23 protein-coding genes and 1 pseudogene are annotated in these 25,430 nt (G+C 72.8%); 13 read left to right on the top strand and 11 right to left on the bottom strand.

The annotated features are described in order from the left end of the window. Positions 1 to 75: 75 nt before the first annotated feature. Complete coding sequence (locus tag OG689_RS35360) at positions 76 to 2,202, bottom strand: family 20 glycosylhydrolase (protein WP_266325195.1); 2,127 nt, start codon at positions 2,200 to 2,202, stop codon at positions 76 to 78. A gap of 1,075 nt (positions 2,203 to 3,277) precedes the next feature. Beyond that, the gene (locus tag OG689_RS35355) at positions 3,278 to 4,870 is read right to left on the bottom strand and encodes a hypothetical protein (RefSeq protein WP_266325193.1); all 1,593 of its coding nucleotides are present in this window, start codon (positions 4,868 to 4,870) and stop codon (positions 3,278 to 3,280) included. A 690-nt stretch (positions 4,871 to 5,560) separates the two neighbouring features. Between OG689_RS35355 and OG689_RS35350 the strand changes: the two genes are divergently transcribed. Continuing rightward, the gene (locus OG689_RS35350) at positions 5,561 to 5,704 is read left to right on the top strand and encodes a hypothetical protein (RefSeq protein WP_266325191.1); all 144 of its coding nucleotides are present in this window, start codon (positions 5,561 to 5,563) and stop codon (positions 5,702 to 5,704) included. Between the two features lie 80 nt (positions 5,705 to 5,784). Here the strand turns inward: OG689_RS35350 and OG689_RS35345 are convergent, their stop codons facing one another. The 3 genes from OG689_RS35345 to OG689_RS35335 all read right to left on the bottom strand — a co-directional run bounded on the left by OG689_RS35345 (position 5,785) and on the right by OG689_RS35335 (position 8,016). Then, positions 5,785 to 6,195 carry a hypothetical protein gene (locus tag OG689_RS35345; protein WP_266325189.1) on the bottom strand — a complete coding sequence of 137 codons (411 nt, stop codon included), beginning with the start codon at positions 6,193 to 6,195 and terminating at the stop codon, positions 5,785 to 5,787. 106 nt (positions 6,196 to 6,301) lie between these two features. Then, positions 6,302 to 6,934, bottom strand: a complete 633-nt coding sequence (locus OG689_RS35340) for an MBL fold metallo-hydrolase (protein WP_266325187.1) — start codon at positions 6,932 to 6,934, stop codon at positions 6,302 to 6,304. Continuing rightward, positions 6,931 to 8,016 carry an S-(hydroxymethyl)mycothiol dehydrogenase gene (locus OG689_RS35335; RefSeq protein ID WP_266325185.1) on the bottom strand — a complete coding sequence of 362 codons (1,086 nt, stop codon included), beginning with the start codon at positions 8,014 to 8,016 and terminating at the stop codon, positions 6,931 to 6,933. The genes OG689_RS35340 and OG689_RS35335 overlap by 4 nt, the downstream gene beginning before the upstream one ends. A 564-nt stretch (positions 8,017 to 8,580) precedes the next feature. On the opposite strand from OG689_RS35335, the gene OG689_RS35330 reads away from it, so the two are divergent. Together OG689_RS35330 and OG689_RS35325 are read left to right on the top strand one after the other, a co-directional pair. Next, positions 8,581 to 9,789 carry a cytochrome P450 gene (locus OG689_RS35330; protein WP_266325183.1) on the top strand — a complete coding sequence of 403 codons (1,209 nt, stop codon included), beginning with the start codon at positions 8,581 to 8,583 and terminating at the stop codon, positions 9,787 to 9,789. 107 nt (positions 9,790 to 9,896) lie between these two features. Then, positions 9,897 to 10,169 carry a ferredoxin gene (locus tag OG689_RS35325; RefSeq protein WP_266325181.1) on the top strand — a complete coding sequence of 91 codons (273 nt, stop codon included), beginning with the start codon at positions 9,897 to 9,899 and terminating at the stop codon, positions 10,167 to 10,169. A gap of 147 nt (positions 10,170 to 10,316) precedes the next feature. On the opposite strand, the gene OG689_RS35320 is transcribed toward OG689_RS35325, so the two are convergent. After that, complete coding sequence (locus tag OG689_RS35320; protein ID WP_266325179.1) at positions 10,317 to 11,069, bottom strand: hypothetical protein; 753 nt, start codon at positions 11,067 to 11,069, stop codon at positions 10,317 to 10,319. A 221-nt stretch (positions 11,070 to 11,290) separates the two neighbouring features. On the opposite strand from OG689_RS35320, the gene OG689_RS35315 reads away from it, so the two are divergent. Both OG689_RS35315 and OG689_RS35310 read left to right on the top strand, forming a co-directional pair. Next, entirely contained in the window at positions 11,291 to 11,872 is a 582-nt protein-coding gene (locus tag OG689_RS35315) for a hypothetical protein (protein ID WP_266325177.1), read from the top strand. After that, entirely contained in the window at positions 11,869 to 12,390 is a 522-nt protein-coding gene (locus tag OG689_RS35310) for an ATP-binding protein (protein ID WP_266325175.1), read from the top strand. The genes OG689_RS35315 and OG689_RS35310 overlap by 4 nt, the downstream gene beginning before the upstream one ends. A gap of 95 nt (positions 12,391 to 12,485) precedes the next feature. Here OG689_RS35310 and OG689_RS35305 read toward each other — a convergent pair whose 3' ends face one another. Continuing rightward, on the bottom strand, positions 12,486 to 12,905 hold the full coding sequence (locus tag OG689_RS35305) for a MarR family winged helix-turn-helix transcriptional regulator (protein ID WP_266325173.1): 420 nt from the start codon (positions 12,903 to 12,905) through the stop codon (positions 12,486 to 12,488). 61 nt (positions 12,906 to 12,966) lie between these two features. On the opposite strand from OG689_RS35305, the gene OG689_RS35300 reads away from it, so the two are divergent. Then, a complete protein-coding gene (locus OG689_RS35300) occupies positions 12,967 to 13,767 on the top strand; it encodes an alpha/beta fold hydrolase (protein WP_266325171.1) in 801 nt (266 codons plus the stop codon). A gap of 283 nt (positions 13,768 to 14,050) precedes the next feature. Here the strand turns inward: OG689_RS35300 and OG689_RS35295 are convergent, their stop codons facing one another. Together OG689_RS35295 and OG689_RS35290 are read right to left on the bottom strand one after the other, a co-directional pair. Beyond that, positions 14,051 to 14,893 (bottom strand): hypothetical protein, encoded by an 843-nt coding sequence (locus OG689_RS35295; protein WP_266325169.1) that lies wholly within the window; start codon positions 14,891 to 14,893, stop codon positions 14,051 to 14,053. A gap of 40 nt (positions 14,894 to 14,933) precedes the next feature. After that, entirely contained in the window at positions 14,934 to 16,160 is a 1,227-nt protein-coding gene (locus OG689_RS35290) for an aminoglycoside phosphotransferase family protein (RefSeq protein WP_266325167.1), read from the bottom strand. Between the two features lie 883 nt (positions 16,161 to 17,043). Between OG689_RS35290 and OG689_RS35285 the strand changes: the two genes are divergently transcribed. After that, entirely contained in the window at positions 17,044 to 17,475 is a 432-nt protein-coding gene (locus OG689_RS35285; RefSeq protein WP_266325165.1) for a VOC family protein, read from the top strand. A 70-nt stretch (positions 17,476 to 17,545) separates the two neighbouring features. On the opposite strand, the pseudogene OG689_RS35280 reads toward OG689_RS35285, so the two are convergent. Then, positions 17,546 to 17,842 (bottom strand): annotated as a pseudogene (locus OG689_RS35280) (IS5/IS1182 family transposase); the annotation flags it as partial. A 744-nt stretch (positions 17,843 to 18,586) separates the two neighbouring features. Between OG689_RS35280 and ltrA the strand changes: the two are divergent. Both ltrA and OG689_RS35270 read left to right on the top strand, forming a co-directional pair. Then, positions 18,587 to 20,017, top strand: a complete 1,431-nt coding sequence (gene ltrA, locus OG689_RS35275; protein WP_266325163.1) for a group II intron reverse transcriptase/maturase — start codon at positions 18,587 to 18,589, stop codon at positions 20,015 to 20,017. 388 nt (positions 20,018 to 20,405) lie between these two features. Continuing rightward, entirely contained in the window at positions 20,406 to 21,857 is a 1,452-nt protein-coding gene (locus OG689_RS35270) for an amidase (protein WP_266325161.1), read from the top strand. Positions 21,858 to 22,131: 274 nt separating this feature from the next. On the opposite strand, the gene OG689_RS35265 is transcribed toward OG689_RS35270, so the two are convergent. Next, positions 22,132 to 23,001 carry a PhzF family phenazine biosynthesis isomerase gene (locus tag OG689_RS35265; RefSeq protein WP_266325159.1) on the bottom strand — a complete coding sequence of 290 codons (870 nt, stop codon included), beginning with the start codon at positions 22,999 to 23,001 and terminating at the stop codon, positions 22,132 to 22,134. Positions 23,002 to 23,169: 168 nt separating this feature from the next. Between OG689_RS35265 and OG689_RS35260 the strand changes: the two genes are divergently transcribed. The 4 genes from OG689_RS35260 (at position 23,170) to OG689_RS35245 (ending at position 25,349) form a co-directional block, all read left to right on the top strand. After that, entirely contained in the window at positions 23,170 to 23,664 is a 495-nt protein-coding gene (locus OG689_RS35260; RefSeq protein ID WP_266325157.1) for a MarR family transcriptional regulator, read from the top strand. A 231-nt stretch (positions 23,665 to 23,895) separates the two neighbouring features. Beyond that, entirely contained in the window at positions 23,896 to 24,078 is a 183-nt protein-coding gene (locus OG689_RS35255; protein ID WP_266325155.1) for a hypothetical protein, read from the top strand. Between the two features lie 30 nt (positions 24,079 to 24,108). Continuing rightward, positions 24,109 to 24,912 (top strand): MBL fold metallo-hydrolase, encoded by an 804-nt coding sequence (locus tag OG689_RS35250; RefSeq protein ID WP_266325153.1) that lies wholly within the window; start codon positions 24,109 to 24,111, stop codon positions 24,910 to 24,912. Between the two features lie 2 nt (positions 24,913 to 24,914). Next, positions 24,915 to 25,349, top strand: a complete 435-nt coding sequence (locus tag OG689_RS35245) for a nuclear transport factor 2 family protein (protein ID WP_266325151.1) — start codon at positions 24,915 to 24,917, stop codon at positions 25,347 to 25,349. Positions 25,350 to 25,430: the final 81 nt, after the last annotated feature.

The following is a 25,430-nucleotide window of genomic DNA, read 5'->3' as shown; positions in this document are numbered from 1 at the left end:
CGGGCACCGGCGCCGCCCCCGCCCCGGACGGGGCGCGTCCGGAGCGGGGGCGGGCCGTGGCCTGTGGCAGGGCGGTCAGTCGACGGACCAGCGCTGCAGGGTGGAGCCGGTGTCCGGCTGCTGGGTCACCTTGGCACCGTTGGTGGCCGAGGCGGCGGTGAGCAGCAGGCCGCTGCCGGCGGCGGCGATGGTGTACCGGTCGTTGTCGGCGGGGGTGATCCTCCAGCGCTGACCGGTCTGGTTGTCGCACGTCCGCTGGACGACGGCGGCGCCGGCTCCGCCGGTCGCCTCGGCGCACTTGCCGGAGGACTTGTTGAGCATGGTGTAGGTGCCGTCGCCCTGGGGGGTGAAGGTCCAGGTCTGGTTGGCGCCGCGGTTCGGCGACCACAGCACCGGTTCGGTGCCGTCGGAGGTCGAGCCGCCCGGGTTGTCCAGCGCCTTGCCCCCGGTCTCGACGCTGTGCGCGCCCTCCACGGTCTTCACGACGCCGGGCCAGGGAATGCCCGGGGCGGCGTAGTAGCCGATGCCGGCGGCGGTCCAGCGAGGTCCTTGCTGCGCCAGGCGCTGGCGGAAGCTGTTCCAGTCACGGGCGGACTGGGGGCTCCAGCCGACCTCCGCGAGGGCGGGCAGACGCGGGAAGCTCATGTAGTCGGCGTAGTCCTGGGGTTCGGGCCAGCGGGTGGTCGGGGTCGGCAGCGCGTTGCTGCCCTCGTAGGCACGGTCGGCCCAGAGGGCGGCCTCGACGCCGGCGATCTTCTTGGCGGGGACGACGGCGCCGGTGCCGTCCGGCTTGGCGGTGCTGGTCGCCGGGTCCCACTCGTAGGACCTCTGCACCGGCACGTATCCGGACCAGCTCAGGCCGTACGGGGTGGAGACGTCGTACTTCATGTCCAGGTAGGCGTGGTCGGACGGGGACATGACGAACTTGGCGCCCTGGGCGACTCCGTTGCGCACCTCGCGGATGCTGCGGGTCTCCTCGGCGGTGCCGATGCTCTCCCGGTCGTCGTCCTCACCCCAGTACTGCAGGATGCTGTCGGCGGGGATGGCGGACTGGCCGAGTTGGTGCCAGCCCATCACGGTCTTGTTCCGCCCGGTGGCCGCCGAGGTGGCCGCCTTGACGTAGGCGGCGTACTGCTCCGGGGTCGCCTGCGGGGTCTCGTCGCCGCCGAGGTGGATGTAGGGGCCGGGGGTGAGCTTGGCCACCTCCTTGATGACGGCCGCCAGGAAGCGCCTCGTGTTCCCGATGTGGGTCCCGTCCTCCAGACAGTAGAGGCTGATGCCGACGTCGAAGCCCGAGTAGGGCGCCTTCGCCTTGTCGTCGCAGTTCAGGCCCGGCACCGACGCCAGGGCGGCCTCGGTGTGGCCGGGGCCGTCGATCTCGGGCACCACGGTCATGAAGCGGGACGAGGCGTAGGAGACGATCTCCTTGTAGTCCGCCGCCGAGTAGTACCAGTCGCTGCCGCCGGTGAAGCCACTCTGGGTGCTGGCGCCCACCTTGGTCAGGTCCGGGACGGCGTCGATGGCGAGGCGCCACCCCTGGTCGTCGGTCAGGTGCAGATGCAAAGTGTTGATCTTGTATGCGGCCGCCTCGTCGATGTAGCGCTTGACCTGGGCGACGGGGTAGAAGCGGCGGGCGACGTCCAGCATCACGCCGCGGTACTCGTAGCGGGGCGAGTCGGAGATCTTGGCGGGCGGGACGGTCCACGCACGGGTCTGCTCGCTGCGGGACTCGACTGCGGCGGGCAGCAGTTGACGGAGCGTCTGCACACCGCGGAAGAGGCCCTCGGCCCCGTGGGCCCGGACCACGACGCCGTGTTCGTCGGAGGTGAGGGTGTAGCCCTCGGCACCCAGGCTCTTGGGGCCGTCGGGATCCAGCACCACCGCGTTCTTCGGCACCCGGGTGTCCTTGACGACCGCGAGGTCGTAGCCCGTGGCGGGCGCGAGCAGCTTGGCGAGGTAGGTGCCGACCCCCACCGCCGCCGAGTCCCGGGAGAGGACCGCGATACGGGTCTGCGCGGTGAGGGTGAACCCCGCGCCCGCCACCGCCTGCTGCGAGACCGGCTGCGGCACCAGGGCGTAGGGGGCCGGGGCGGGGGCGGGCGGCGCGGCGGCGGCCTGGGAGAGCGTGGCCGTGAGCGGGAGGGCGGCGACGGCTGTGGCAAGTGCGACGAGGCGTCTGCCTCGTCGGTGCGACGAGCGCATGTTGACTCCTTCGGACAGGAAGGGCACGGGACCGGACACCAGGTGGACGGTCGGGAGGGCGCGCGATTCGCGCCGGCACGGGACGGTGGCTCGGGGGTGGGCCCGGCACCTGGTGTCGGACCTCTGAGGGCTCACCCCCGGCACCGCGCCGGAGAGCCTCGCCGCCGATCACGTGCCGCCCTGCCGGCCGCCCGGTAGGGCAGTGGGGCATGTGGCACGTGATGCGAAAGGGGCGATGCTCATGCTCATAGATGCTCTAATCACGCACTTTGCGAGCAACTTCAACCACGACGGTGTCAGGGGGGCTCAGGGGTGTCAAGGCCTACGCAGCCGTAGCTTCTCCGTTCGTGGGCGGCTTTACGGCAGCGCCGCCGAAGCCCCTTCGGGGCGCGGCAAGGCCCGTTGTCGACCGTCGACCGGCGCCCCGCCGCCGTCGTCACGACAGGCCCTCCGGCCGGAGCCACGACAGGCCGGCTCGCGAAGAACCGGCCGCCACCGGGCCGGTCCACCCGGAATCCGCTCTCCCACACCCTCGGCCGCGGCCTTCTCCAGCACCGCCGGCACCTCAGGTTCAACCCTCCCGGGCCGCGCCGTACGCCCGGGCGACGGTGGAGTCCATGCCGACCAGGGACAGGCTCACCCGGTCGCACCGCACGGCCGCGGAGCCCATCGCGTCCCTCGTCGGGCGACGGCCGCGACCGGGAGGACCTGCTCCGGGTCGCCAAGGAGGACCTCGGCGAGACTGCCGTCGACGCTTCGTAGCCGGCCGGCGCCGGGCCCCTCGCAACCCCGACGCCGGGCCCACCGACAACAAGGCCTCCCACCCGGACCTCTCGGTGGATGCCGCCGCCCTCCCCGAACCCGTACAGGCGTACAGGCCTGCACACCGGAGGCGCCACCCGCCCCCGTGCCCCGGTCCGCGGCGCCGCGACCACCTGGAGGACATCACCTCACCAGCGAGCCGGATGCCCGGCTCCGCACCCGCCGACCCTGTCGCCGAAGGGGCAACCACCGACGGCAGGGCCGCGCGCCCGCACGCTGCGCCCCGGTACCCGCCACCTGGCATCGGTGCGGGTCAGCAGCTTCGGCCCAACTGTCTGCTCTGGAGTGCCTCCCTGGTCAGTGGGCCGTAGAGGAGGTGGTCGCGCTCGTCGCCCCGGATGCCGGCCTCCTGCTGGAAGGCCTGCAGGAGGGCAGCGGTGGCGGCGTCGAACCGGCCCCGGACGAAGGGCGCGCGGGTCGGACCGCAGCCCCTCCTCGCGAGCAGCTGGTGCTGCATCATCGCGACGTCCGGGCCCTCGTCCCCACGCTGGAGCACCCGGATGCCGGGAAACGTGGCGCTGGGCGACGCGCCCGGGGACTGCGGCAGCGGTGGAGCGGTGATGCCCGGTTCGGCGGTGGGGCTCGGAGCCGGCGGCGTTGCGGGCGCCGAGGGACCGGGGGTCGCAGGCCTGGGCGGCACAGGCCGGGGCGCCGTGGCGGTGGGCGTCACGGAGGGCGTCAGGGTGGCGGGGGTGGGCGCGTCCGACGCTCCCGGCGGCTGTGGGGGTACCGCCGGTGGGGCGGACGGGCCGGTGGGGTTGAGTTCGGGGGTGGTCGACGGCACCGGGGCATGGGCCGCGCCGGTCGGCGCCGGCTGCGGGGCCAGCGCCAGGCCGACGGCCAGGGCGAGCGCCCCGGCGCTCGCGGCGCCGGCGGCGGCCCGGCGGTGTGAGCGTAGAACGGGCCGCCGCCGGGCGGCGTGCCGCCGCCGGCCGGGCTGAGGCTGTGCCAAGCGCCCGGGTACCGGTGGGGCGGCGAAGGTGGGAGGGTGCGCGCCGTGGGCCCCGCCCGCCGGGTACGGGGCATGGTCGGCGGCGGCCGGCGAGCCGGTCACGTCCGCGGTCCGGGGCTCGCCCCCGTCCAGGCCGTCCACCTCCGGGAACCGGATGAACATGCGCTCCTGAAGGGCGTCGATGTCCCAGCTGTGCACCAGCCGCAGGTCGTTCTCGGCCTGGGAGCAGGCGTCGCAGCCGTTCAGATGCGTCGTCATCTCGGGTGAGGCCGTGGTGGAGTTCTGCACCGCGTGAGCCATCCGGGCGACCAGGTGGCGGCACCTTCGCTCCGGCGCGCTGATGGCGTAGGCCCGCGCGTAGGCGTCGGCCAGGTGCCGCCGGGTCCGCTCCGAGGGCAACGGGCGCTCGACGACCACCGTCCCGACATCGCCGGCGCTCGGTGCGAGGGCCGACCAGATTTCGACTGCCGGACTCTGCGGGAGCCCGCGAAGGGCACGGAGCGGCAAGCAGTCCCGCTCGGCGGCGAGCAGCGCGGAACGGTAACTCCGGTGCGGCTCCCGCCGCAGGTCCAGCCAGGCCAGGAATCCCGCCGACAGAGCGTCGAATCCATGCTCGTCGGCCCGTTCGGCGGCGACACACCTCAGGGTGCCGAGCAGGCCGTCCGTCCAGTGGTGGCTGTGGTCCTCCCCGGTCTGGACGACGTCCAGGGCCCGGTTGAAGACCTCGATCACCAGATCCTCGGCGTCGTGCCGGTGTCGGCACAACGCCCGCGCGTAGGCGAGGGCCGTCCCGCCGTGTCGGCGCATCAGTTGCTCCGCGGCCACCTGCCGGGCGGCCGCCGCAGGGAGGAACTGGCTGAGCTCGGCATCGGTCAGGGTAAGCGTGTCCGTCAACAAGGGCTCCTCGGTGGAGTCGGATTTCGGCGTCGGTCGGGCCTCGGCGGCGTCGGGCGGGCCGAGCGAGGCCGGGCGGGCCGAGTGGGGCCGGGCGGGCCGAGTGGGGCCGGGCGGGCCGAGTGGGGCCGGGCGGGCCGAGCGAGGCCGGGCGAGCCGAGTGGGGCCGGGCGGCTGCAGGAAGCCGGTCGGGCCGGACGGAACCCCCGCGCGGGATCGGGACAAGGCGTCCGCCCGTGGTCCCGCGCCGTGCGGCTGCCGCGGGCCGCCGTACTCGACGGGTCGCGGCAGCGTCGGACATGGTCCCCCCTGGGGTTTGACCGCGTGGCGGGGGCGGCCCGGCAAGCCGGGCGACGTCCACCACCACACCGGCCGACATCGGATGGGTCAGGTGAAACGGGTCGGCAGGTCGTGCGAACGAAGAGGAGCCGAAGACACCGGAGTTCGCCGACATGCCACGCGGAAATAGAGATCGCTGGCCCGGGCCGAACCCGCCCCGTTGCGCGCCTGTGACGCCGCCGCGACCGTCCCGATACGCGCGCACCTCGCCCTGCGAGCCGGCCCCGGGCCCGGTCAGCCGCGCCTTCGGTGAGCCGTCATTCGCGCGGACCGGCGTGACGAAAGACGTCCGCGGGCGGCAGCGCCGACCGGGCGGTGTCGAGGAGCACGGCCAGCTCGAACTCCCGTGCGATGAAAGGGCACCACGGCCCCACCCGCCAACGCTCGCTGCGCGCCACCGACTACTGGAGCTACGAGCTCCGCTCCCCCCGGGAGCGGCACCTGTGGGCACGCCGGTCGGCCTTCGCCGGCGGCTGCGACCTCAGCGCTGTTTGACGGGCACAGGCCTCCGGCTCCGGGGACGGGGTCCCGTGCCGGAGGCCTGTGCCCGTCTCATGCCCCTCTGTTGCCGTCGGCTACGACTTGCAGACCGGGGGCTTGTCGCCACTGTTGATGCTGTAGACGGTGGACAGCCCGCCGGGATCATGGGCGACGGGCAGGGCGACGGTGTCGTCGGCCTTCCACGGGAGGTCGCCGGCCGAGAAGGTCCAGGTTCCGGTGACCTTTCGGGCGACCTTGCTGAGCGTGATCCAGCCGTACTGGCCCGGCTGGACCGGGTACGTCCCCTGGTTGTTCACGCTTGTGGAGCCCGACCGCACGGATGACGGCGTCGAGTCGGGCCAGGCGGAGTCCAGCCCGGGGGTGCGGCCGCCGCGTACCTGCATCGCAGTGCAGTGCCCGTACCCGCCGAGGGCCAGGTACGCGAGGTCGTCCACGGTCGCGGCCAGGCCGTCGACCGCCAGCTTGAGCTGCGGAGCAACAGTCATGACTGTGGGCCTACTTGACGCCCTCGGCAGCCGAACGGGACCACCCCGGCGGCGGCCCGGTGCCGGGCACCGGGCCGCCGTCGGGAGCCGCGGCGGCCGGCGGGGATCAGTGGCCGCGCGCGATCCAGTCGGCCAGGCTCGGCGCCTCCGCGCCGACGGAGGTGGAGTCGCCGTGGCCGGTGCGGACCACCGTCTCGGGCGGCAGCGTGAGCAGGCGGTCCCGGATCGAGTCGATGATGGTGGGGAAGTGCGAGAACGAGCGGCCGGTGGCGCCCGGTCCGCCGTGGAACAGCGTGTCGCCGGTGAAGACCGTGCCCAGGTCCGGCGCGTAGAGGCAGACCGCGCCCGGCGCGTGGCCGGGGGTGTGCAGGACGGTCAGGGTGGTCCCGGCCACCTCGATCGCCTGACCGTCGGCGAGTTCGCCGTCGGGGAGCCGCTCGGGGTGGGTGAGCTTCCACAGCGGCAGGTCGTCGGGGTGCAGCAGGACCGGCGCGCCCGTGCGGGCCGCCAGGGCCGGGGCCGCGTCGATGTGGTCGTTGTGGGCGTGGGTGCTGACGATCGCGACCAGTCGGCGGTCGCCGAGTGCGCCGGCGATGGCCTCGGCGTCGTGGGCCGCGTCGATCACCACCGCCTCGGTGTCGTTGCCGACGATCCAGACGTTGTTGTCCACCTCCCAACTGCCGCCGTCCAGTTCGAAGGTGCCGGAGGTAACCAGGTGCTCGATGCGCGCGGCGGTCACAGGATCACCACCGAACGGAGCACGTCGCCGTGCTGCATGCGCTCGAAGGCCTGCTCCACCGCGTCGAGTTCGATGGTCTCGGTGACAAAGGCGCCGAGGTCCAGGCGCCCCTGCAGGTGGAGGTCGATCAGCATCGGGAAGTCCCGCGTGGGCAGGCAGTCCCCGTACCAGGAGGACTTCAGCGCGCCGCCGCGTCCGAACACGTCCAGCAGCGGCAGTTCCAGCGTCATCTCCGGCGTGGGGACGCCCACCAGGACGACGGTGCCGGCCAGGTCGCGGGCGTAGAAGGCCTGCTTGTAGGTCTCCGGGCGGCCGACCGCCTCGACCACCACGTCGGCGCCGTTGCCGTCGGTCAGCTCGCGGATCGCCTCCACCGGGTCGGTGGTGCGGGAGTTCACGGTGTGGGTGGCGCCGAGCCGGCGGGCCGTCTCCAGCTTGCGGTCGTCGATGTCCACCGCGATGATCTTCGCCGCGCCGGCCAGCCGCGCGCCCATCACCGCCGCGCCACCGACGCCGCCGCAGCCGATCACGGCGACCGAGTCCCCGCGGCCCACGGCGCCGGTGTTGATCGCCGCGCCCAGGCCCGCCATCACCCCGCAGCCCAGCAGTCCGGCCACGGCCGGCGAGGCAGCCGGGTCGACCTTGGTGCACTGGCCGGCCGCGACCAGGGTCTTCTCCGCGAAGGCGCCGATGCCCAGCGCGGGCGACAGCTCGGTGCCGTCCAGCAGGGTCATCTTCTGCTTGGCGTTGTGGGTGGCGAAGCAGTACTGCGGCCGCCCGCGCCGACAGGACCGGCACTGCCCGCACACCGCACGCCAGTTGAGGACCACGAAGTCACCCGGTGCGACCTCGGTGACACCTTCGCCCACCGACTCCACCAGGCCGGCGGCCTCATGGCCGAGCAGGAAGGGAAACTCGTCGTTGATGCCGCCCTCGCGGTAGTGCAGGTCGGTGTGGCAAACCCCGCACGCCTGCACCTTGACCACCGCCTCGCCCGGCCCCGGGTCGGGCACAACGATCGTCGTCACCTCCACGGGCGCACCCTTGGCACGCGCGATGACTGCCTTCACCTGCTGGGACATCCGGTTCCCACCTCCGTCGGCCGGCGCGGTTCTGCGCCGGGACTGCGAATCCGCTTGCCCACGAAGCGTAGCCCCGGCCGGCGGCCGCCTCGCCGAGCGCGGCCGGTCCCTCCCCGCGGCGGGCCGACGGATCCGGGCCGCCGCGGGCCCCGCCCGCCCGCGCGGTCGGTCAAGTCGGCGGGAACCACCGGTCGATGGCCGGATCTACCGCTGTCCGGGGGCATCCGGCACACATACCGTCGTACGCAGCGGCCGCCCCGTGCACCCCATCGCCCTACCCGTACCCCGGACCCCCCGAAACCCCCGCCCGACGACGGGCCGCGCCCGTTCCCCGGCCGCCCCCGGCGCGACTCGCCGGCCCTTCGGACACCAGCGCACCAAGCACGCGCCGGCCCGCCGGCACCCACGCGTACGCCTGCCGGCGCCCGCGAGCACACCCGCCGGCCCATCGGCACCACGAGCACACCCGCCGGCCCCCGAGCCACACCCAGCGGAGCCGGCAGACCGCAGCCGACCTCGCCGACTTCGCAGACCGCCACCCGCGGTCGACCGCCAGGAGGATGGATGTCCGTCGAACAGCGCCCGGCCGAGTCCGCACCGCCGCTCGTCCCGCTGCACTGCCTGCGCCACGCCGAGCCCGGCCCGCCGCGCCTGGCCGCCCTGCCCACCGGCACCCCGGTCTGGCTGGTCAGCCGGCACGCCGACGTCCGCCAGGTGCTCACCGACCCCCGCCTGAACCGGGCCTCGCTGTACGCACCCGACGCACCGTCGGTGTCGGTGGTCCCCAACATCCTGGACGACCCGGACGGCCTGCTGAACCTCGACGGCGCCGAGCACCAGCGCCTGCGCCGCACCGTCCAGCGGGCCTTCACCCCGCGGGCCATCGCCCGGTGGCGTCCCTGGGTCGCCTCGGTGGTCGACGGCCTGCTCGACGACCTGATCGACCAGGGCTCCCCCGCCGACATCGTCGCCGAGTACACCAGGCCGCTCCCGGTGGCCGTGATCAGCCGTCTGATGGGCCTGGACGGGCTGGACCTGAAGCGACTCGGCCACTGGAGCGACCACGCACTGTCCGCCACCGCCCACCCGGCCGAGGCGATCGCGGCCGCCATGGGGGAGTTCGCCCGGTTCGCCGCCGAGCTGATCGCCGAGCGGCGCGCCGCGCCCGGCGAGGACCTGGTGAGCGGCCTGCTCGCCGCCGCGCGGGAGGGCGGCGGCGTCGACGAGCAGCAGTTGGTCTCGCTGGTGGTGGGGTTGGTGGTGGCCGGCCACGAGACCACCATGACGACGCTCGGCAACGCCATGGTGTACCTGCTCGGTGACGGCCGGGCCGCCTGGCAGCGGCTCGCCGCCGACGAGGAGAGCGCGGGCGCCGCCACCGAGCAGCTGCTGCGCGCGATCCCGCTCGGCGACACCGAGGCGCTGCCGGGGCTGCTGCGCCGGGCCACCGAGGAGGTGGAGATCGGTGGCGTGACCATTCCGGCCGGTGCCGTGGTGGCGGCCGACTCCGCCACGGCCAACCACGACCCGGCGGTCTTTCCGCGCACCTTGGCCGAGGACCTGTTCGCGCCGCTCGGCTCCCCGAGCCTGACCTTCGGCGCCGGCCCGCACCACTGTCTGGGTGCCTGGCTGGCCCGGATGGAGGTGGAGCTCGCCCTGCACCGGCTGGCCCGCCGGCTCCCGGGCCTGCGGCTGGCCGGGCCGCAGGACGCCATCGCCTGGCGCGAGGGCCTGCTGACCCGCAGTCCGCTGGCCCTCGAGGTGTCCTGGTGACGGGCGGCCCGGAGGGGACGGACGACCCGGGCGGGACAGGCGGGGCGGGTGGAACGGACGGGACGGACGACCCGGGCGGGACAGGCGGGGCGGGTGGAACGGACGCGATGTTTCAGGCAGGAGGTCCGGTGGCGGCGGGCGCGAGCGGGAAGCCCGGCGATGTGGTGGTGCGGATCGATCCGGACCGCTGCGTCGGTGCCGGCCTCTGCGCGGCCACCGCGCCGGACGATCTCGCCCTCGGGGAGGACGGCCGGGCCCGGACGCGCCGCCCGGTCACCGTCCCCGGGGAGGAGCTGACCGAGGCCGCCGAGATGTGCCCGGTGGAGGCGATCACCGTCCTGTCCGCACGGGACGGGCGGCGGATCGCCCCTGCGCTCTGAGGCCACCGCCGGAACGGACGGAGGAACAGCGCCGCGCCCGGTACCGCCGCGCCGGGCCCCGCCGTGATCGGCGGGGCCCGGCGCGGCGGTACCGGGCGGGAACCGGCGCGGTCGTTGGCGGGCGCCGTCGGGGCAGCCGGCGCCGGGTCAGGCGCGGGCGACCGCGAGGTCCTTGATGTCCTCGAAGCTGAGGCCCAGCTTGTTGTACGTCCGGACCTGCTGCTCGGTCAGCCCACCGCCCTGGGTCAGCTCCTTCACCTGGGCGTCGGTGAGCGGCTCGGCCGTGCGGCCCAGGCCGCCGCCGAGGCCGCCCCGGCCGCCGCCGGACATCTCGCCGAAGAGGCTGTCGAGGTCGGCCCTGGTGATCTCGGTGGCACCCGCGGGTGCCTGGACCGCGGGGACGTCCTTACCGAACGCGATCTTGATCGGCAGACTGGTGCCGGGGGCGATCTTGTCGTCCAGCTGGGCGAGGTCGAAGGTGACCGCGGACAGCGACCCGCCGTCGAGGTAGACGTCCATGGCCAGCTTGCGGTCGGGCAGGTCGCTGGGGACGGCGGTCGGCAGCTTGCCCAGGTTCGGGATGTCCTTGGCCAGCGGCTGGAAGGTCTTCAGCAGGTCCTCGGCGAGCTTGCGGGACGGGACGCTGACCGTGACGCGGTCCTTGCCGTCCTGCTTGCCCTTGTCCTCGAAGGAGACGTCGCGGCTGAAGACGTCCTTCAGGGAGTTGAGGAGGTTCTCCTGCGTCCCGGGGTCCAGGGTGGGCGGTGCGGACGGCTTGGCGCCGGCCGCACCCTGGCCGCCGCGCAGCGACTTGCTGAAGTCCTGCAGCGTCCCGGCGTCGAGCGAGACCCACTTGCCGGCCAGCGCGCCGCGCACCGACGCGGGCAGGTCCGCCGTCATCTCCCGGGCCTGGGACGGGTCCTCGCCGACCAGGGTGGCGAAGCCGGCGAGGTCGGCCTGCGCGAAGGTCTTGCCGCCGACCTGGCGCAGCTCCAGCAGCGACTTGCCGCCCTTGCCGGTGAGCGCGTACGAGAACGAGAGCGCCTTGTCGGCCAGCAGCGTGCCCCGCGTCGGACGGCTTGCCGTCGGTTCCCTTCGGCGACTGCAGGTCCTTGAGCGGCTTGTCGGCGCTGAACGAGACGGCCAGGCTCACGGTGGACAGTGCGGCGGCGCTGTCGGCGCCGATCTTGTCGCCGGTGGCGGCGCCGAAGGCCTCGATCTGCGCCGCGGTGGCGTCCACCGAGAGCTTGGCCGAGAAGGCCTTGCTGTCGCCCAGCTTCCCGAAGGCGTCGGAGACCTTCTGCGCCGCGGACAGCTGCTGGACGGTTCCGCAGGCGGCGAGCCCGGCGGCGATGACGGTGCTGCAGGTGGCGGCGACCAGGGTGGTGCGGACGGTCCTGCGTATCACGGTGTTGATGAAGAACTCCTGCTGGTGCGTCGTCAAGATCAAGGAAGCGACTGGTCCGCTGCCTGCGTTCGGCATGACACAGGCAAGCACAGGAGCCCTGGCCCGGGCATCCGAATTCCGGCGGCCTCCCCCGGGGCGACCACAAACTACCGCACCCGACCGACAGCCCCGGCACCCGCCGCCGGGCCGCCCCGCCCGGCCCGGCCCCCTGGGGGCACCGGTCTTGCACCGTGCCCGTTCTGTGACGCGACCGGCACGGCCTGCGGTCCGCACGACGCTACTGTCGGGCAGGTGATCGTATGGCTCAACGGCACCCATGGCGCAGGCAAGACGACGACGAGTCCGCTCGTGCAGCGGTTGATTCCGGATTCACGGGTGTTCGACGCCGAGAAGGTCGGCGAGACACTCATGGACATCACGCCGGGGCTGCCCGAGACGGACAACTTCCAGCACTGGCCGCCGTGGCGGCAGCTCGTGGTCGAGACCGCCCGCCGCGTACTCGACTACACCGGCGGCGCCCTGGTGGTGCCCATGACGGTCCTGGTCGAACAGTACTGGCGGGAGATCAGCACCGGTCTCGCCCACCATGCCATTCCGGTACGTCACTTCCTCCTCCACGCCGACCAGGACACCCTCCGCGGCCGCATCGAGGGGGACGTTCTCATGGGCCCGTCCCCGTTCCGGCTCAAGTACCTCGATCCCTACGCCGAGGCAGCCCGCACTTGGCTGCTCGGGGAGGCCGAGGTCATCGACACCACGCACCTCACGCCGGCCGAGGCCGCCCTGCAGATCGCGGAGGCCGTCAGGAGTTGAGGTCCGCCCGCCCGGGGAGACGGGCGGCAGACGACGAGGAACGACCTCCCCGGGCCGAAGAGCGCGATCGGTCCGGACGGGGAACCCCGGTCCGTCTATCCGGTTTCCTCCGTGTTGAGGCGCCGGAGCAGGTCGAGCAGGGTCGCCCGGTCCGCTGCGGGCAGGGCGGAGAAGCAGGTGGCGAGAACCTCGTCGGCGATCTTGTCGGCGGCCGCCAGGGTCCGCTCACCGGCAGGGGTGAGGTGGTGTTCGATGCGCCGGCCGTGTCCCGGGCGCCGTTCGACCACGCCCTGGGCCGTCAGGCGGCCGACGAGCGCTCCGAAGGCCTGCTCGCTCTGGAACGTCGCGGCAGCCAATTCGCGGGCCGACGCCCCGGGTGCGCGGCCGATCGCCCGCAGGGCGTCCCATTGGGCCAGTGTGGTGCCGACGGTCGAGAGCGCACTGTCGAGCGCCCGGTGCTGCCGGTACTGCGCCTGCTTGACCGCTCTGCCGAGTTCTTGCAGCTCACCATTCATGGATCCAGTCTACGACTTAACTAAGCTAGCTTATATAAGGATCTTTAGTTACTCTGAGGGCATGCTTCCGGACCACACCTCAGCCGTGTACCCCGACCTGCCCCTCACCCTGTCCGAAGCCGGAACCGGCCGGCCGGTCCTGATCCTGCACGGCGGCGGGGGCCCGGCCACGGTCGCCGGCCTCGCCGGGCACATCTCCCGCACCGCCCACGCCATCACGCCCGTGCACCCCGGCTGGGACGGCACCCACCGCCCCGAATGGCTGACCGGCATCGACGACCTCGCCCTCACCTACCTGCACCACCTGCACGACCGGGCCTTGGACGACGTCCTCGTGGTCGGTTCCTCGCTCGGCGGCTGGATCGCCGCCGAGATGGCCGTACGCGACACCGCGGGAATCATCACCGGCCTCGTCCTGATCGACGCCGTCGGCGTGAACATCGAAGCGGAACCGATCACCGACTTCTTCGCCCTCGACGCGCGCGGCGCGGCGGAGCACTCCTGGCACGACCCGGACCGCTACTTCGTCGACCCCGCCGGCGTCCCCTCCGACGAACTCGCCCGCCGGCAGGCCAACATGGCCACCGTGCACACCCTCGCGGGCGACCCCTACATGCACGACCCCAAGCTCCTGCGCCGACTCGGACGTGTGCAGGTGCCGGCCCTCCTGCTCTGGGGGGAGAGCGACCGCATCGTCACCCCCGCCTACGGCGCGGCGTACGCCGATGCCTTCGCCGACGGCGCTCTCAAGGTCATCCCCAAGGCGGGCCACCTTCCGCAGATCGAACAGCCGGACGCCACCACCGCCCTGATCGACGCCCACCTGCACCGGACGAGCACCCCTCGCATCAGCGCCCGGTGACGTCGGCCCGCAGTCCCGCCCCCGGCGACCAGCCGACCCGGGGACTGCGCCGGGCCCGCGGCGGGCCGGGCCCCTCCGCGGCTACCCGCCTGCCACCCATGCTCGTCGAACTCGCGGCGGCACGCCGGACGAAAGGAGATGGACGTCCCGGAGGGCGGCATGATCACCACCGGCGTGCCCCCACCCCGGGCCCGGCTCGGGCCCGCCCGCTTCCGGCCGGCGTGGCCGGTACTTCGACCTGATCGTTCATCAAGCCGCTGGCGTTGGCGGACGGCGGACCGGCTCAGCCGGCCCGCAGCAGCGCCTCCACCGACCCCCGGAAGGCCTGCGCGAACGCCTCGCGGGTGTCCGCGTCGACGAGGTCCAGCGAGAGGTACGGGTTGAGGTCCTCCAGCTCCACCAGGAGCAGCCCGCCGTCCTCGGTCCGGCAGGCGTCGACGCGCTGGATGCCGAACGGCAGGGTGTTCCAGTCGATGAACCGGGCGGCGAAGGCGAGGTCCTCCGCGGTGGCCTGCCAGGGCTCCAGCTCCCAGCGGCGCTCCGGGTCCGGGGCGTACAGGGCGTACTGGAACTCACGGTCCACGTAGTAGAACGACACCTCGTGGCGCAGCGGTATGTACGGCTGGACGAGGCAGTCGGCCAGGGGCTCGGCGGCGAGCCCGGCGGCGTCCACCACACGCAGGCCGAGCGAGTCGGCGCCGAGGCGGGGCTTGACCACGTACCGGTCGGCCGCCGGGAGGGCGGCCAGGGCGGCGGCGGCGCCGAGGTCGCCGTCGGCGGTGGGGATCACCGGGTGGCCGGCGGTGCTGAGGTCCAGCAGGTACTGCTTGCCGGCCATGTCGCCCCGGCCGGTCAGCGGGTTGTAGACCCGGACGCCCGCGGCGAGCGCGGCCCGCCGGAAGGCCTCGTACTCCTGCTGGTAGTGCAGCACCGGGCCGCTGTTGCGGATCACCACCGCGTCGAAGCGCCCCATCAGGGCGCGGGCGTCCAGCGGGTGGCAGAGCGCGAGGTCGAAGTACTCGCGCAGGCGGGCGGTGAGGCGGATGTCCTCGTCCCCGTAGCTGCGGCCGTTGGCCGGGTAGGCGGGGTCGGAGACGTACAGCAGGGACGGCCGGGCGGACGGCATGGGTGGTGCCTCTCGATCGCGGTGGTGCGGGTTCCGGGGCTCAGCCGCAGGCCAGGGCCGCGCGGATCTCGGACGCCGGATCGCCCTCATGGTAGGGGCGCTCGGTGGTCTCGATGTTGTCCAGGAACTCCTGGTAGCGGACCGCGTACAGCAGGTGCGCGAGGGGCTCGGCCAGAGCGAGGGCGCGGACCGGGTCCGAGCCGGGGGCGTGCACGGCCCAGGCTCGCGCCCAGACGTCGGCCACCTGCTCCCAGCGCTCCGCGGAGACGAAGTCGCGCGGGCGCAGCCCGTCCAGGGCCGGGTGGCCGTAGCAGCTGTCGGCGAAGTCGAGGACGACGGTGTGCCGCCCGTCGGAGCGCCAGTTGCCGGGGTGGAAGTCGCCGTGCACGAGGGTGTCGGGCAGGCCGCAGGACTCCAGGTCGGCGATCAGGGCAGGCAGCCGTTCGAGCAGGCGCAGGGCGGCGGCGAGCTCCTCCGGCGTCAGGTCCTGGGCGGCCTCGCCGTCCAGCACCCGGCGCAGCCGGGCGGGGAGGTGTCCGAGGGTGCGGTCGGGCAGGCCGGCCGCGGCGAGGGCGTCGCTCCCCGCGAGGGCGGCCTGGGCGGCGACCAGGCGCGGCAGGACGTCGGCGACGGTCTCGGCCGAGGGACCCCAGCAGTCCTCGCCGGGTACTTCGGCGAGCAGTAGGCGGCGGCGGTCCCGGTCGGCGGCGATCACTTCGGGGACGAGGTCGGGGTCGACGGCGTGCAGCAGCTCGACGACGCTCGCCTCGCAGGCGTTGAAGGCCGGGGTGGTGGTCTTGAGCCAGGCCGCGCCGCCGGCGGTGGGCAGCCGGTGGAGGCCGGAGAGGTTCCAGGTGCGGATCTGCTCGGCCGGCCCCACGGGCGGCCGGCCGGCGGCGCGCAGGGCCTGGTCGGCCCAGGCGAGGCCGGCGCGCAGGCCCTCGGCGGTGGCCCAGTCGGCCCGGCCGGCGGCGGGGCCGAGCAGCGCGACGTCGTCCTCGTCGGCCGCCCCGGGGAGGCCGCGGACCGGACGCTCCAGTGCCTCCGCGTGGTACGTGACGTGCCCGCCCCGGCCGCCCTCGCCGCCGGTGACGCCGACCAGGCGCAGCACGGCGACGGGTGCGCCGAGCTGCTCCTCCAGCCGGGCGACGGTGCTGCCGACCATCGGCCAGCGGACGCCGTCGACCTCGAACGGGCCGAGCCGCCCCAGCTGGTCCCCGAGGTGGGTGAGGTGGACGGTGACCGTTCGACCGTTCGTTCGCTCCATCCGGGCAGGCTGCCGTACGGCATGACCGGGCGCCACCGAATATTCGGCGGGGCCGGTCCGGCCGGAACGGCTGTGCGACATCCCGCGAGTTCTTGCTCTCCTCGGCGAGGCGGTTCGGCGCCTCCAGCACGGGAGGGTCTCCGCGCGGGGGTTCGGGTGACGGCTCACCGATCCGGATCGGCGCCGCCGCGGCCTCGTCGGGCCCGGCAGGCTACGGGGGGCGCTGCGTCCACGGGCGGCCCGCCCCCGGTCGGCGGGCGCCGGCACCTCTGACGTGTGACAGCGAAGCCGGACGGCATGCCACTGAAGTTGGAGCGACGATCGGCCGTTCCAATCAAGATGGATCACTGCACGGTTCGAGACAGCGGAGTCGGACTGGTGCTGTGGCCTGACCAGGGTGACGTGACCATTTGGCTCAGCCGATCCATGAGGTAGCGCTGTCGGTGGTGCCGGGCACATGCCGCCGTCGGCAGACTGCCTCTCCATCTCGCCGCAGCGAGGATCGACGATCTCGTCGAACTCGACGCGCCACTTCAGGTCCAGGCAGAGGCTGCCGAGGCGGACGAGTAGCTCCGCCAGGGTCACGTAGTGCTTTCCGTGCCAGGCAGGAAACGTGATCCCCTTCATCCCCGCCTCTGCTTCAGCCATATCCGGTGACAAGCGGTTCCCTTCATTCAGCAGCAAAGACCAAGGGTTGTCCCGTAACTGGCCTTTGGCAGCACGGGAGTGGCTGGCCGGGTTCGCATCCCAGATTCCCGGAGGCGCTGACCTCGGTTCACCCCTGCGACCGCACGACACGACAGCGGGGAAGCAGCCCTCCTCCCGATGACGTGCGGACTTCCCGACCTGGGGAGACGAGCAGGTCCCCTGTTATTGTGCGTCGATGTCAACGATCAAACAGTTCCAAGTGACCTTCGACTGCGCGGAGCCCGTGCGCCTCGCCGCCTTCTGGTGCGAGGTGCTGGGGTACGTCATGCCGGCGGTCCCGGAGGGCTTTGCCACGTGGGAGGAGTGCCACCGCTCGCTGCCGCCCGAGGATGAGATCTACTTCGCGTGCACTGATCCCTCGGGCGTGGCTCCGCGCCTGCTCTTCCAGCGAGTTCCCGAAGGCAAGGTCGTCAAGAACCGGGTGCATCTCGATGTGCGGGCCGGCGTCGGGCTCGTGGGTGACGAGCGCCTGGCCACACTCGAGGCCGAATGCGCACGGCTGACGGCGCTCGGCGCAAAACACGTGCTGACGCAGCGCGCTGATGGCGTCAACGAGTCGTGCATCACGATGCAGGACATCGAGGGCAACGAGTTCTGCCTCGCCTGATTTCTCCTCCGAGACTGCGAGGTGGGGAGTCGTCCCTCGGGGACCACTCTGGACCCGCATGCGGCGGGAGTCATCCCGTGAGAGCGAGGTTGTGCAGGCGGGCAACGCCGTGCATCGCGTGGCGCACACCGTCGCCTCTCAGGCGGCAGTCGCGCAGGATCTTCCAGGTCTGCATCCGGGCGAAGGCGTGCTCGACGCGGGCGCGAACCCGTTGGCCGGTTCCGGGGTAGCCGCCGTCGGCGGTCGTGGTTGTCCGGCCGACGGCGGCCTTGGCCCCGGATTCCTCCCATGCCCTGCAGTCGTTGCGGTTGCCGGGCAGGGGCCGGCCGACCACCACAACCAGGCGAGTGTCGGCGTCGAGTCACAACACTCGTCCAACTTCGCTGTCCCGATCCACGCAGCGATCCATCTTGGACGGCACAAGCGGCCATTGGTCCAACTTCAGTGGCATGCCGTCCACCTTCACTGTCACGGGTGTGCGCCACGAGGCGCTATGCAATCGAGTGGAGGTGAAAGGCCTTCTCCGCCGGATCGTCGCAGCGGTCTGGTGAAGCTGGGGGCAGCCTGATCCGGGGAACGCCGGGGAGGGCGGCAAGCAGCCCCGACAACGGCGGGACGTGCCGGGACTACCGGACGGTGCGGGTCCGTCTAGCGAGGTCAGAAGGTGTAGCGAGAGCGAACCAGTGGTTGAAGCTCCGTAAGCAGTGAGCCGGCTCAAACCTGGTGGATACGGGCCGGTGTGCAGTGCGTGACGCGGGCGCCTTCGGGCGGGCAGGTCAACTCCGAAGCCGGATTTCCTGTTCCGGTGGGGAGGCCACGTTGAAAGCCTGCGGCGTAGACGTGGCGATGCTGCCGGAGTAGAGCTGGGCACCTCCCTGACCGATCGATTGTGTGGTGAACGTGGGAACCACCTGCGGTCGCCCGAACCGCCGGACAGCCAGTGCGGCGGTGGGCAGGTCCGTTGCCGACTGATGGCCGTGGGTGGGGCGGAGGCCCCGTAGTAGTCGCGGGAGTAACGACCCGTCAAGGAGGCCGGGAAAGCCGGTCGCAGGGCCAAGGGGGCCAGCAAGTCAGTGGCTGAAGTTACTGGAAGGTCAGGAGGTCATCGCCGGTGAACACCGACGATCTGGAGTCCGCCCTGTTCGGGGCAGAGCTGCGGGTACTGAATATCCAGACCAAGCTGCACCGTTGGGCTCGTGGTGATCCTCATCGCAGGTTCGACGACCTTTTCAATCTCGTCGCCGATCCCGGCTTCCTTCTGGTGGCCTGGGACCGGGTGCGGGGAAACAAGGGTGCACGTACTGCCGGGGTGGACGGACGCACGGCGTCGTCCATCGCGCTGAGGGTCGGAGTCGAGGAGTTCCTCGGCATGCTGCGGTCGCAGATCAAGGACCGCAGTTTCCGTCCCCTGCCGGTGCGGGAGCGGATGATCCCCAAGGCGGGCGGCAAGCTGCGTCGCCTGGGGATCGCGACGATCACCGACCGGGTGGTGCAGGCATCCTTGAAGCTGGTGCTGGAGCCGATCTTCGAGGCGGATTTCCTCCCGTGTTCCTACGGGTTCCGCCCGAACCGCCGGACCCATGACGCGGTGGCCGAGGTGCGTCTGCTCACGTCCAAGAAGTACGAGTGGATCGTGGAAGGCGATATCAAGGCCTGCTTCGACGAGATCTCGCACACGGCCCTGATGGACCGGGTGCGGGCACGAGTCGGGGACAAGCGCGTCCTGGCTCTGGTGAAGGCGTTCCTCAAGGCGGGCATCCTCGGTGAGGACGGCCTGTTGCGGGACAACGACACCGGCACCCCGCAGGGTTCGATCCTCTCGCCGTTGCTCAGCAACGTGGCTCTCTCGGTCCTGGACGAGTTCATCGCCCAGGCTCCCGGAGGGCCCGGAACTGAACTCAACGAGCGCCGGAGGCGTCGACGCCGCAGTCTGCCCAACTTCCGGCTGGTCCGGTACGCGGACGACTGGTGCCTGATGGTTCACGGCACCCAGGCAGACGCCGAAACGCTGCGCGAACAGATCGCAGCGGTCCTCTCCACGATGGGCCTGCGCCTGTCGCAGGAGAAGACCCTGCTCACCCACATCGAGCAGGGCCTGGACTTCCTCGGCTGGCGCATCCAGCGCCACCGAAAACCAGGCACCGATCGGTACTACGTCTACACCTACCCCGCCAAGAAGGCCCTGCGGGCCATCATGGCCAAGGTCAAGACGCTGTGCCGCGAGGTCGGTACGAACCAGCCGCTCGACGCCCTGTTGCTCCGGCTCAACCCGGCGCTGCGGGGCTGGTGCGCCTACTTCAGGCCCGGAGTGTCCTTCGCGACCTTCTCCTACCTGCGCCACTACCTGTGGCACACGGTCTGGCGATGGGCGCGGCGGAAACACCCCAAGACGGCCCTGAGGAAGATCTACCGCCACTACTTCGGCCGTGGATCTTGGTGGGCCAGCGAGAACAGGGAGCTGTTCAACCCCATCTCGGTAGGCACCACGCGCTACCGCTATCGGGGAGCAGCCATCCCCACTCCCTGGCCGATCGCGGGATGAGAACCACCACCACGAGGCCCTTTCGGGGCTTGTGGAGAGCCGGGTGCGATGCCAAGTCGCATGCCCGGTTCGGGAAGCGGCTCCGGGGAAACGGGCCGGTCGAAAGACCGGAACCGCGCCCCGGGCCGACTTCACCAACCTCCACCTCCGTCCGGAGCTTGGGCACGAGCGCGAAGCGCGCGGTGTGGTGCGCGGTGCGGCGCGCGGTGCGGTGCTTCGATGCGCCCTTCCCGCCGGAGCCTCGACCTTCGGGAAATCCACTCGTCGCCGTGGCCGACCGTCGGACGAATCGTCTGTGGAGGGAGAGAACCTGACGAGGTGGGATATCTATTCCGTTGCGCGAAGCAGCATTTGATGGCCTGTTTCAGAGGCCGTTAGGGTCGGATTCATGGAGTGGAGTTTTCGGACAGCCGAAGAGTTGGCGGCCGCAATGCGTGCCGGTGAAGTGACCTCGGTGGAACTGACCGAGGAGGCGATAGCCCGTATCGAGCGGGACGACAAGGTGGTCAACGCGATCTGTGTGCCGGACTTCGACCGCGCGCTGGCTGCCGCGCGCGACGCCGACCGGGCGCGTGCCCGCGGCGAGGACCGTGCGCTGCTGGGCATTCCGGTGACGGTCAAGGAGTCCTACAACATCGCGGGGCTGCCCACGACCTGGGGCATGCCGCAACACCGGGACTACGTGCCGACCGAGGACGCGGTACAGGTGTCGCGGCTCAAGTCCGCCGGCGCGGTGGTGCTAGGCAAGACCAATGTGCCGTTGGGGCTGCAGGACATCCAGAGCTTCAACGAGGTCTACGGCACCACCAACAACCCGTGGGACCACGGCCGCACGTCGGGCGGATCCTCCGGCGGCTCGGCGGCGGCCCTGGCGTGCGGATTCGGCGCGCTGTCCATCGGCTCCGACCTCGCCGGTTCCTTGCGCACGCCCGCGCATTTCTGCGGTGTCTATGCGCACAAGTCGACCCTCGGGCTGGCGGCAACCCGCGGTATGGTCCCGCCGTCCGCGCCGGCGTGGCCGGTCGACCTCGACCCCGCCGTCGTGGGTCCGATGGCGCGCGGCGCCCGCGACCTCACGCTCCTGCTCGACGTCATGGCCGGACCGGATCCGTTGACCCTCGGCGTGGCGCACCACTTGCGGTTGCCGCCCGCGCGGCACGAACGGCTCCGCGACTTCCGGGTCCTGATCATCGACGAGCATCCGCTCATTGCGACCGGGTCGGCGGTGCGGGCGGGTGTGAACCGGGTCGCCGACGCGCTTGTCGACGGCGGCGCCCTCGTCGAACGGCACAGTCCGCTGCTGCCCGATCTGGCCGAGGCCGGCACGCTCTACAGCCAGTTGCTGGTTTCGGGCGCCGTCGCACATTTCCCCGTCGAATCGTACGATCAGCTGCGGATCCGCGCCGCCGGACTCAGCGCGGACGACCGGAGTCTCGACGCGGCACGGCTGCGCGCCATGGTGTTCAGCCACCGCGACTGGCTCCGGACGAACGACCGCCGCGAACTGCACCGCCACGGCTGGCGGCAACTGTTCGCCGAGTTCGATGCCGTGGTGTGCCCGATCACGCCCACTGCCGCGTTCCCGCACGACCACGACCCCAATCCGCTGGAACGCCGGATCGACATCGAGGGCGTCGAGTACCCGTACTTCGACCAGCTCGTCTGGGCCGGCCTGGCCACCTTGCCCGGCCTGCCCGCCACCGCCGTGCCGGCGGGCCGGTCCCCCGAGGGCCTGCCGGTGGGGGTTCAAATCATCGGCCCGATGTTCGAGGACCGCACCCCGCTGCGGCTGGCCGAACTGCTCGAGCAGAGGGTCGGCGGCTTCCAGGCGCCGAAGTAGGGCCTGCCCCCGGGCGTCCGTCGAGGACGGGGTGCGGAGGACGAGCGAGGGGGCTGGGGTCCTGACACTCGCGGCCCGGCACTCGTGACCGGCCGTGCCGACCGTCCGGCCACCCCGACAACCGGATCGGCCCATGCCCGGGTCGACGAACCAGCCCCTGGCCGAGCCGCTGCCCGGTCATGACCGATCTCAGTGCCGACCACGGTTCCGTTGGTCCCCGCGGCCGGCCACGCTCGGGGCTCCGGACGTGGCCGGCCGCGGCCCGGGCCGTCGGTCAGGCCGGGATCACGACCGCTGTGCCGGCGACCCGGACCCGGTCGTCCCCCTCCAGCAGCACCACCCGCAGGATGCCCGGCCTCCCGAGGTCCTCCCCCTGATGGAGGGTCAGCTGCGCCGGGGCCGTGACGGCGCCGATCTCGCGCAGGTAGGCGCCGAGGGCGGCGGCGGCCGCACCGGTGGCCGGGTCCTCGACCACGCCGCCGACCGGGAACGGGTCGCGGACGTGGAAGGTGTCGGCGTCCTCCCGCCAGACCAGTTGCAGCGTGACCAGGTCGCGGGCCGTCATCCAGGCGGCGAGCCCGTCGAAGTCGTAGGCGAGGTCGGCGAGCCGGGCCCGGCTCGCGGCGGCCAGCACCAGGTGCCGGGCACCGGCGTAGGCGAAGCGCGGCGGCAGTTCGGGGTCGAGGTCGGCGGCGGCCCAGCCGAGCAGCGCCAGCGCCTGCTCGGCGTCCGCCGCGGTGACCGGCTCGGTGTGCGGCGCGACGCTGGTCAGGGTGGCCCGCAGCAGGCCGGCGCCGTCCTGGTCGACCTCGACCGGGACTTCGCCGGCGCCGGTGTGGAAGGTGAAGCGCCCCGGCCCGGTGCGTTCGGCCACCGCGACGGCGGCCGCGACGGTGGCGTGGCCGCAGAACGGGACCTCCATCAGGGGGCTGAAGTACCGCGCCACGTGGTGGCCGGGGGCCTCGCCCGGGGTGAGGAAGGCGGTTTCGGAGTAGCCGAGGCGGGCCGCGATCTCCAGCATCGCTCCGGCGTCCAGGCCGGTGGCGTCCAGGACGACCCCGGCGGGGTTGCCGCCGGCCGGGTCGGCGGCGAAGGCCGCGTAGCGCAGGATCTCGGGGGTACGGGGTGCGGCGTCACTGATCATGCCGGTCGAACGCGGGACGCTCCTGCGGTGTTCCCGCGCCGGGGCGCGGCGGCTCGTACTGCCGCGCCCGCGGCCCCGGGTGCGCCGGGCGGGGCGGCGGATGCGCGATGCTGTGCTCTCGGCGGCGCGATGACGCGGTGGTGGTGTGCGGAACGAGGACGGTGTCCGGTGGCAGGCGGCAGGGAGATCTCGACGGCGGCGCAGGCGGCGGGCGACGACAGGGTGCTGGCGTTCGGGCATCTGCTGGGCGCGGCCGGGCGGCTGGAGCACATCCTGGGCCGGGCGATCGAGGAGCAGTGCGGGGTCGGCCACTCGGTGTTCGAGGTGCTCCTGGTGCTCGGTCGGGCCGGTGCGCCCGGGCTGCCGATGCGGGAGATCGGCCGTGAGCGGGTGCTGACCACCGGCGGGGTGACCCGGTTGGTGGACCGGATGGAGGCGGCCGGACTGGTGCGTCGTACCCAGCACCCGGAGGACCGGCGGGTGCAGCTGGTGACGCTGACCGGGCTGGGCGAGGAGACCTGTGTCCGGGCCGCCCGGGTGCACGCCGAGAACGTCCAGCGCCTGTTCCTCGACCGGTTGCCGGCCGACCGCCGGGAGCGGTTCGTGAGTGATCTGCGGATGCTCAGCCTGAGCGCCGGGGCGGCGCTGCCCCGACTGCGCTGACCGCCGGGGCCGCCGGGCCGGGCCGCCGACCGCGCCGCACCGTCCGGGCGGGTGCCCGGCCCGCTCCGCGGGGCTGCCCTGTTCGGCGCAGCCATGGGTGCGGGCGGGCGGCGGACGGCGGAAGCTGGCGGCAGAGTGCGCGACGGCGGCAATGCCTGATCAGTCAGTTACCGTCTGATCAGGTGAAGTGCCCCCGGCGTGCGGGCGCAACTTCCCCGGAGGTCCCCACCCATGCGGCTCATCACCGGCCACGACGCCGACCTCGGCCGGCCCCCCGGCCCCCCGGTCGGGGGACTCCCCCATGCGCTGTCCCCCGGCGGGCCCTCCAGCGGTGCCCGCAAGGTCCCGGCCCCCGGACCCGCCCGCGCCGACCGGCCGGACACCCACCCCGTCGCCGCCGTCCGGGCCGGCTGAGCCTCCCCGCCACCCGAGGAAGGACCCCTCATGAGCACCCTCGACTTCCAGGTCGTCGACAGCCCCGACAGCTCGCTCAACAAGACCGCCGTCCTGGTGACCGGGCCCTACGAAGCCATGCTGGTCGACGCCGGTTTCACCCGCTCCGACGGCCGCCGGCTGGTGGAGGCGGTCCGCGCCACCGGCAAACGGCTGACCACCGTCTTCGTCAGCCACGGCGACCCGGACTTCTACTTCGGTGCCGAGGAGATCCAGGACGCCTTCCCCGACGCCCGGTTCCTCGCCCCCCACCTGGTGGTCGAGCACATCACGGAGACCTACCCGGGCAAGCTCCAGGCCTGGGCGCACCTGGGCGACGAACTCCCCTCCCGACTGGTCCTGCCCGAGATCCTCACGACCGACGAGATCGACTTCGCCGGCCACCGCTTCGACCTGCGCGGCGCGGACTTCCACCTGCCGGACCGGCACTACCTCTGGCAGCACGAACACCGCGCGATGCTCGGCGGCGTACTGCTCTTCCAGGGCCTGCACGTCTGGACGGCCGACACCCCGACCGCCGAGCAGCGCGCCGCCTGGATCGACCTGCTGGACGGCATGGAGGCGCTCAAGCCGGAGTTCGTGGTGGCGGGCCACCGCACGGCGGGCGCGCCCACCGACACCACCGCCATCCGCTACACCCGTGACTACCTGCGCACCTTCGAGACCGAGGTGGGCAAGTCCCCCGACGCCGCCGCCGCCCGGGCCGAGCTGGAGCGCCTCTACCCGGACGCGGGCATGCCCATGGCCGTCGACCTCGGCACCAAGGTCGCCAAGGGCGAGATGACGTGGGGCTGACCGTGACCGGTACACCGCAGCCGTCCGCCGCCCCCGCCGACGTGGTGCGCCGCCAGTACCTCGCCTCCGCCCGCGGCGACCTGGCCGCCCTGCGGGCCACCCTGGCCGACGACGTCGAGTGGACGGAGATGGCCGGGTTCCCACTCGCCGGGACGTACCGGACGCCCGCCGGCGTCACCGCCGCCGTGATGGAGCGGCTGGCCGCCGACTGGGAGGACTGGACCGCCCACGACGACAGCTACGTGGTGGACGGCGAGAACGTGGTGGTGCTGGCCCGGTACACCGCCCGCCACCGGACCACCGGCAAGCCGCTGGCCGTCCGGGTGGCGCACCACTTCGTCGTCCGCGGCGGGCTCATCGTGCGCTTCGAGCAGTTCGTCGACACCGCCCTGGTCCGCGACGCGGCGACCGGCTCCGCGCTCGCCCCGAAGCGCTGAGCCGGCCCGGCCGCGGTCTCCGGCCGGCCCGCCCCGGGCACGCCGTCACCCGAACAGGGGAGCCGGTCGCGCCGCGCGCCC

This window comes from Kitasatospora sp. NBC_00240, from assembly GCF_026342405.1.
GTDB lineage: Bacteria > Actinomycetota > Actinomycetes > Streptomycetales > Streptomycetaceae > Kitasatospora.
Note: the sequence above shows the minus strand (reverse complement) of the source record. Positions and strands in the feature narration are given on the sequence as shown.

Bases quoted from the DNA above. Each gene is read 5' to 3' on its own strand.
- OG689_RS35330 (WP_266325183.1), top strand. From the start codon at position 8,581: ATGTCCGTCGAACAGCGCCCGGCCGAGTCCGCACCGCCGCTCGTCCCG.
- OG689_RS35335 (WP_266325185.1), bottom strand. From the start codon at position 8,016: ATGTCCCAGCAGGTGAAGGCAGTCATCGCGCGTGCCAAGGGTGCGCCC.
- OG689_RS35325 (WP_266325181.1), top strand. From the start codon at position 9,897: ATGTTTCAGGCAGGAGGTCCGGTGGCGGCGGGCGCGAGCGGGAAGCCC.
- OG689_RS35285 (WP_266325165.1), top strand. From the start codon at position 17,044: ATGTCAACGATCAAACAGTTCCAAGTGACCTTCGACTGCGCGGAGCCC.
- OG689_RS35300 (WP_266325171.1), top strand. From the start codon at position 12,967: ATGCTTCCGGACCACACCTCAGCCGTGTACCCCGACCTGCCCCTCACC.
- OG689_RS35265 (WP_266325159.1), bottom strand. From the start codon at position 23,001: ATGATCAGTGACGCCGCACCCCGTACCCCCGAGATCCTGCGCTACGCG.
- OG689_RS35320 (WP_266325179.1), bottom strand. From the start codon at position 11,069: ATGACGGCGGACCTGCCCGCGTCGGTGCGCGGCGCGCTGGCCGGCAAG.
- OG689_RS35360 (WP_266325195.1), bottom strand. From the start codon at position 2,202: ATGCGCTCGTCGCACCGACGAGGCAGACGCCTCGTCGCACTTGCCACA.
- OG689_RS35250 (WP_266325153.1), top strand. From the start codon at position 24,109: ATGAGCACCCTCGACTTCCAGGTCGTCGACAGCCCCGACAGCTCGCTC.
- OG689_RS35345 (WP_266325189.1), bottom strand. From the start codon at position 6,195: ATGACTGTTGCTCCGCAGCTCAAGCTGGCGGTCGACGGCCTGGCCGCG.
- OG689_RS35270 (WP_266325161.1), top strand. From the start codon at position 20,406: ATGGAGTGGAGTTTTCGGACAGCCGAAGAGTTGGCGGCCGCAATGCGT.
- OG689_RS35305 (WP_266325173.1), bottom strand. From the start codon at position 12,905: ATGAATGGTGAGCTGCAAGAACTCGGCAGAGCGGTCAAGCAGGCGCAG.
- OG689_RS35290 (WP_266325167.1), bottom strand. From the start codon at position 16,160: ATGGAGCGAACGAACGGTCGAACGGTCACCGTCCACCTCACCCACCTC.
- OG689_RS35295 (WP_266325169.1), bottom strand. From the start codon at position 14,893: ATGCCGTCCGCCCGGCCGTCCCTGCTGTACGTCTCCGACCCCGCCTAC.
- OG689_RS35255 (WP_266325155.1), top strand. From the start codon at position 23,896: ATGCGGCTCATCACCGGCCACGACGCCGACCTCGGCCGGCCCCCCGGC.
- OG689_RS35350 (WP_266325191.1), top strand. From the start codon at position 5,561: ATGAAAGGGCACCACGGCCCCACCCGCCAACGCTCGCTGCGCGCCACC.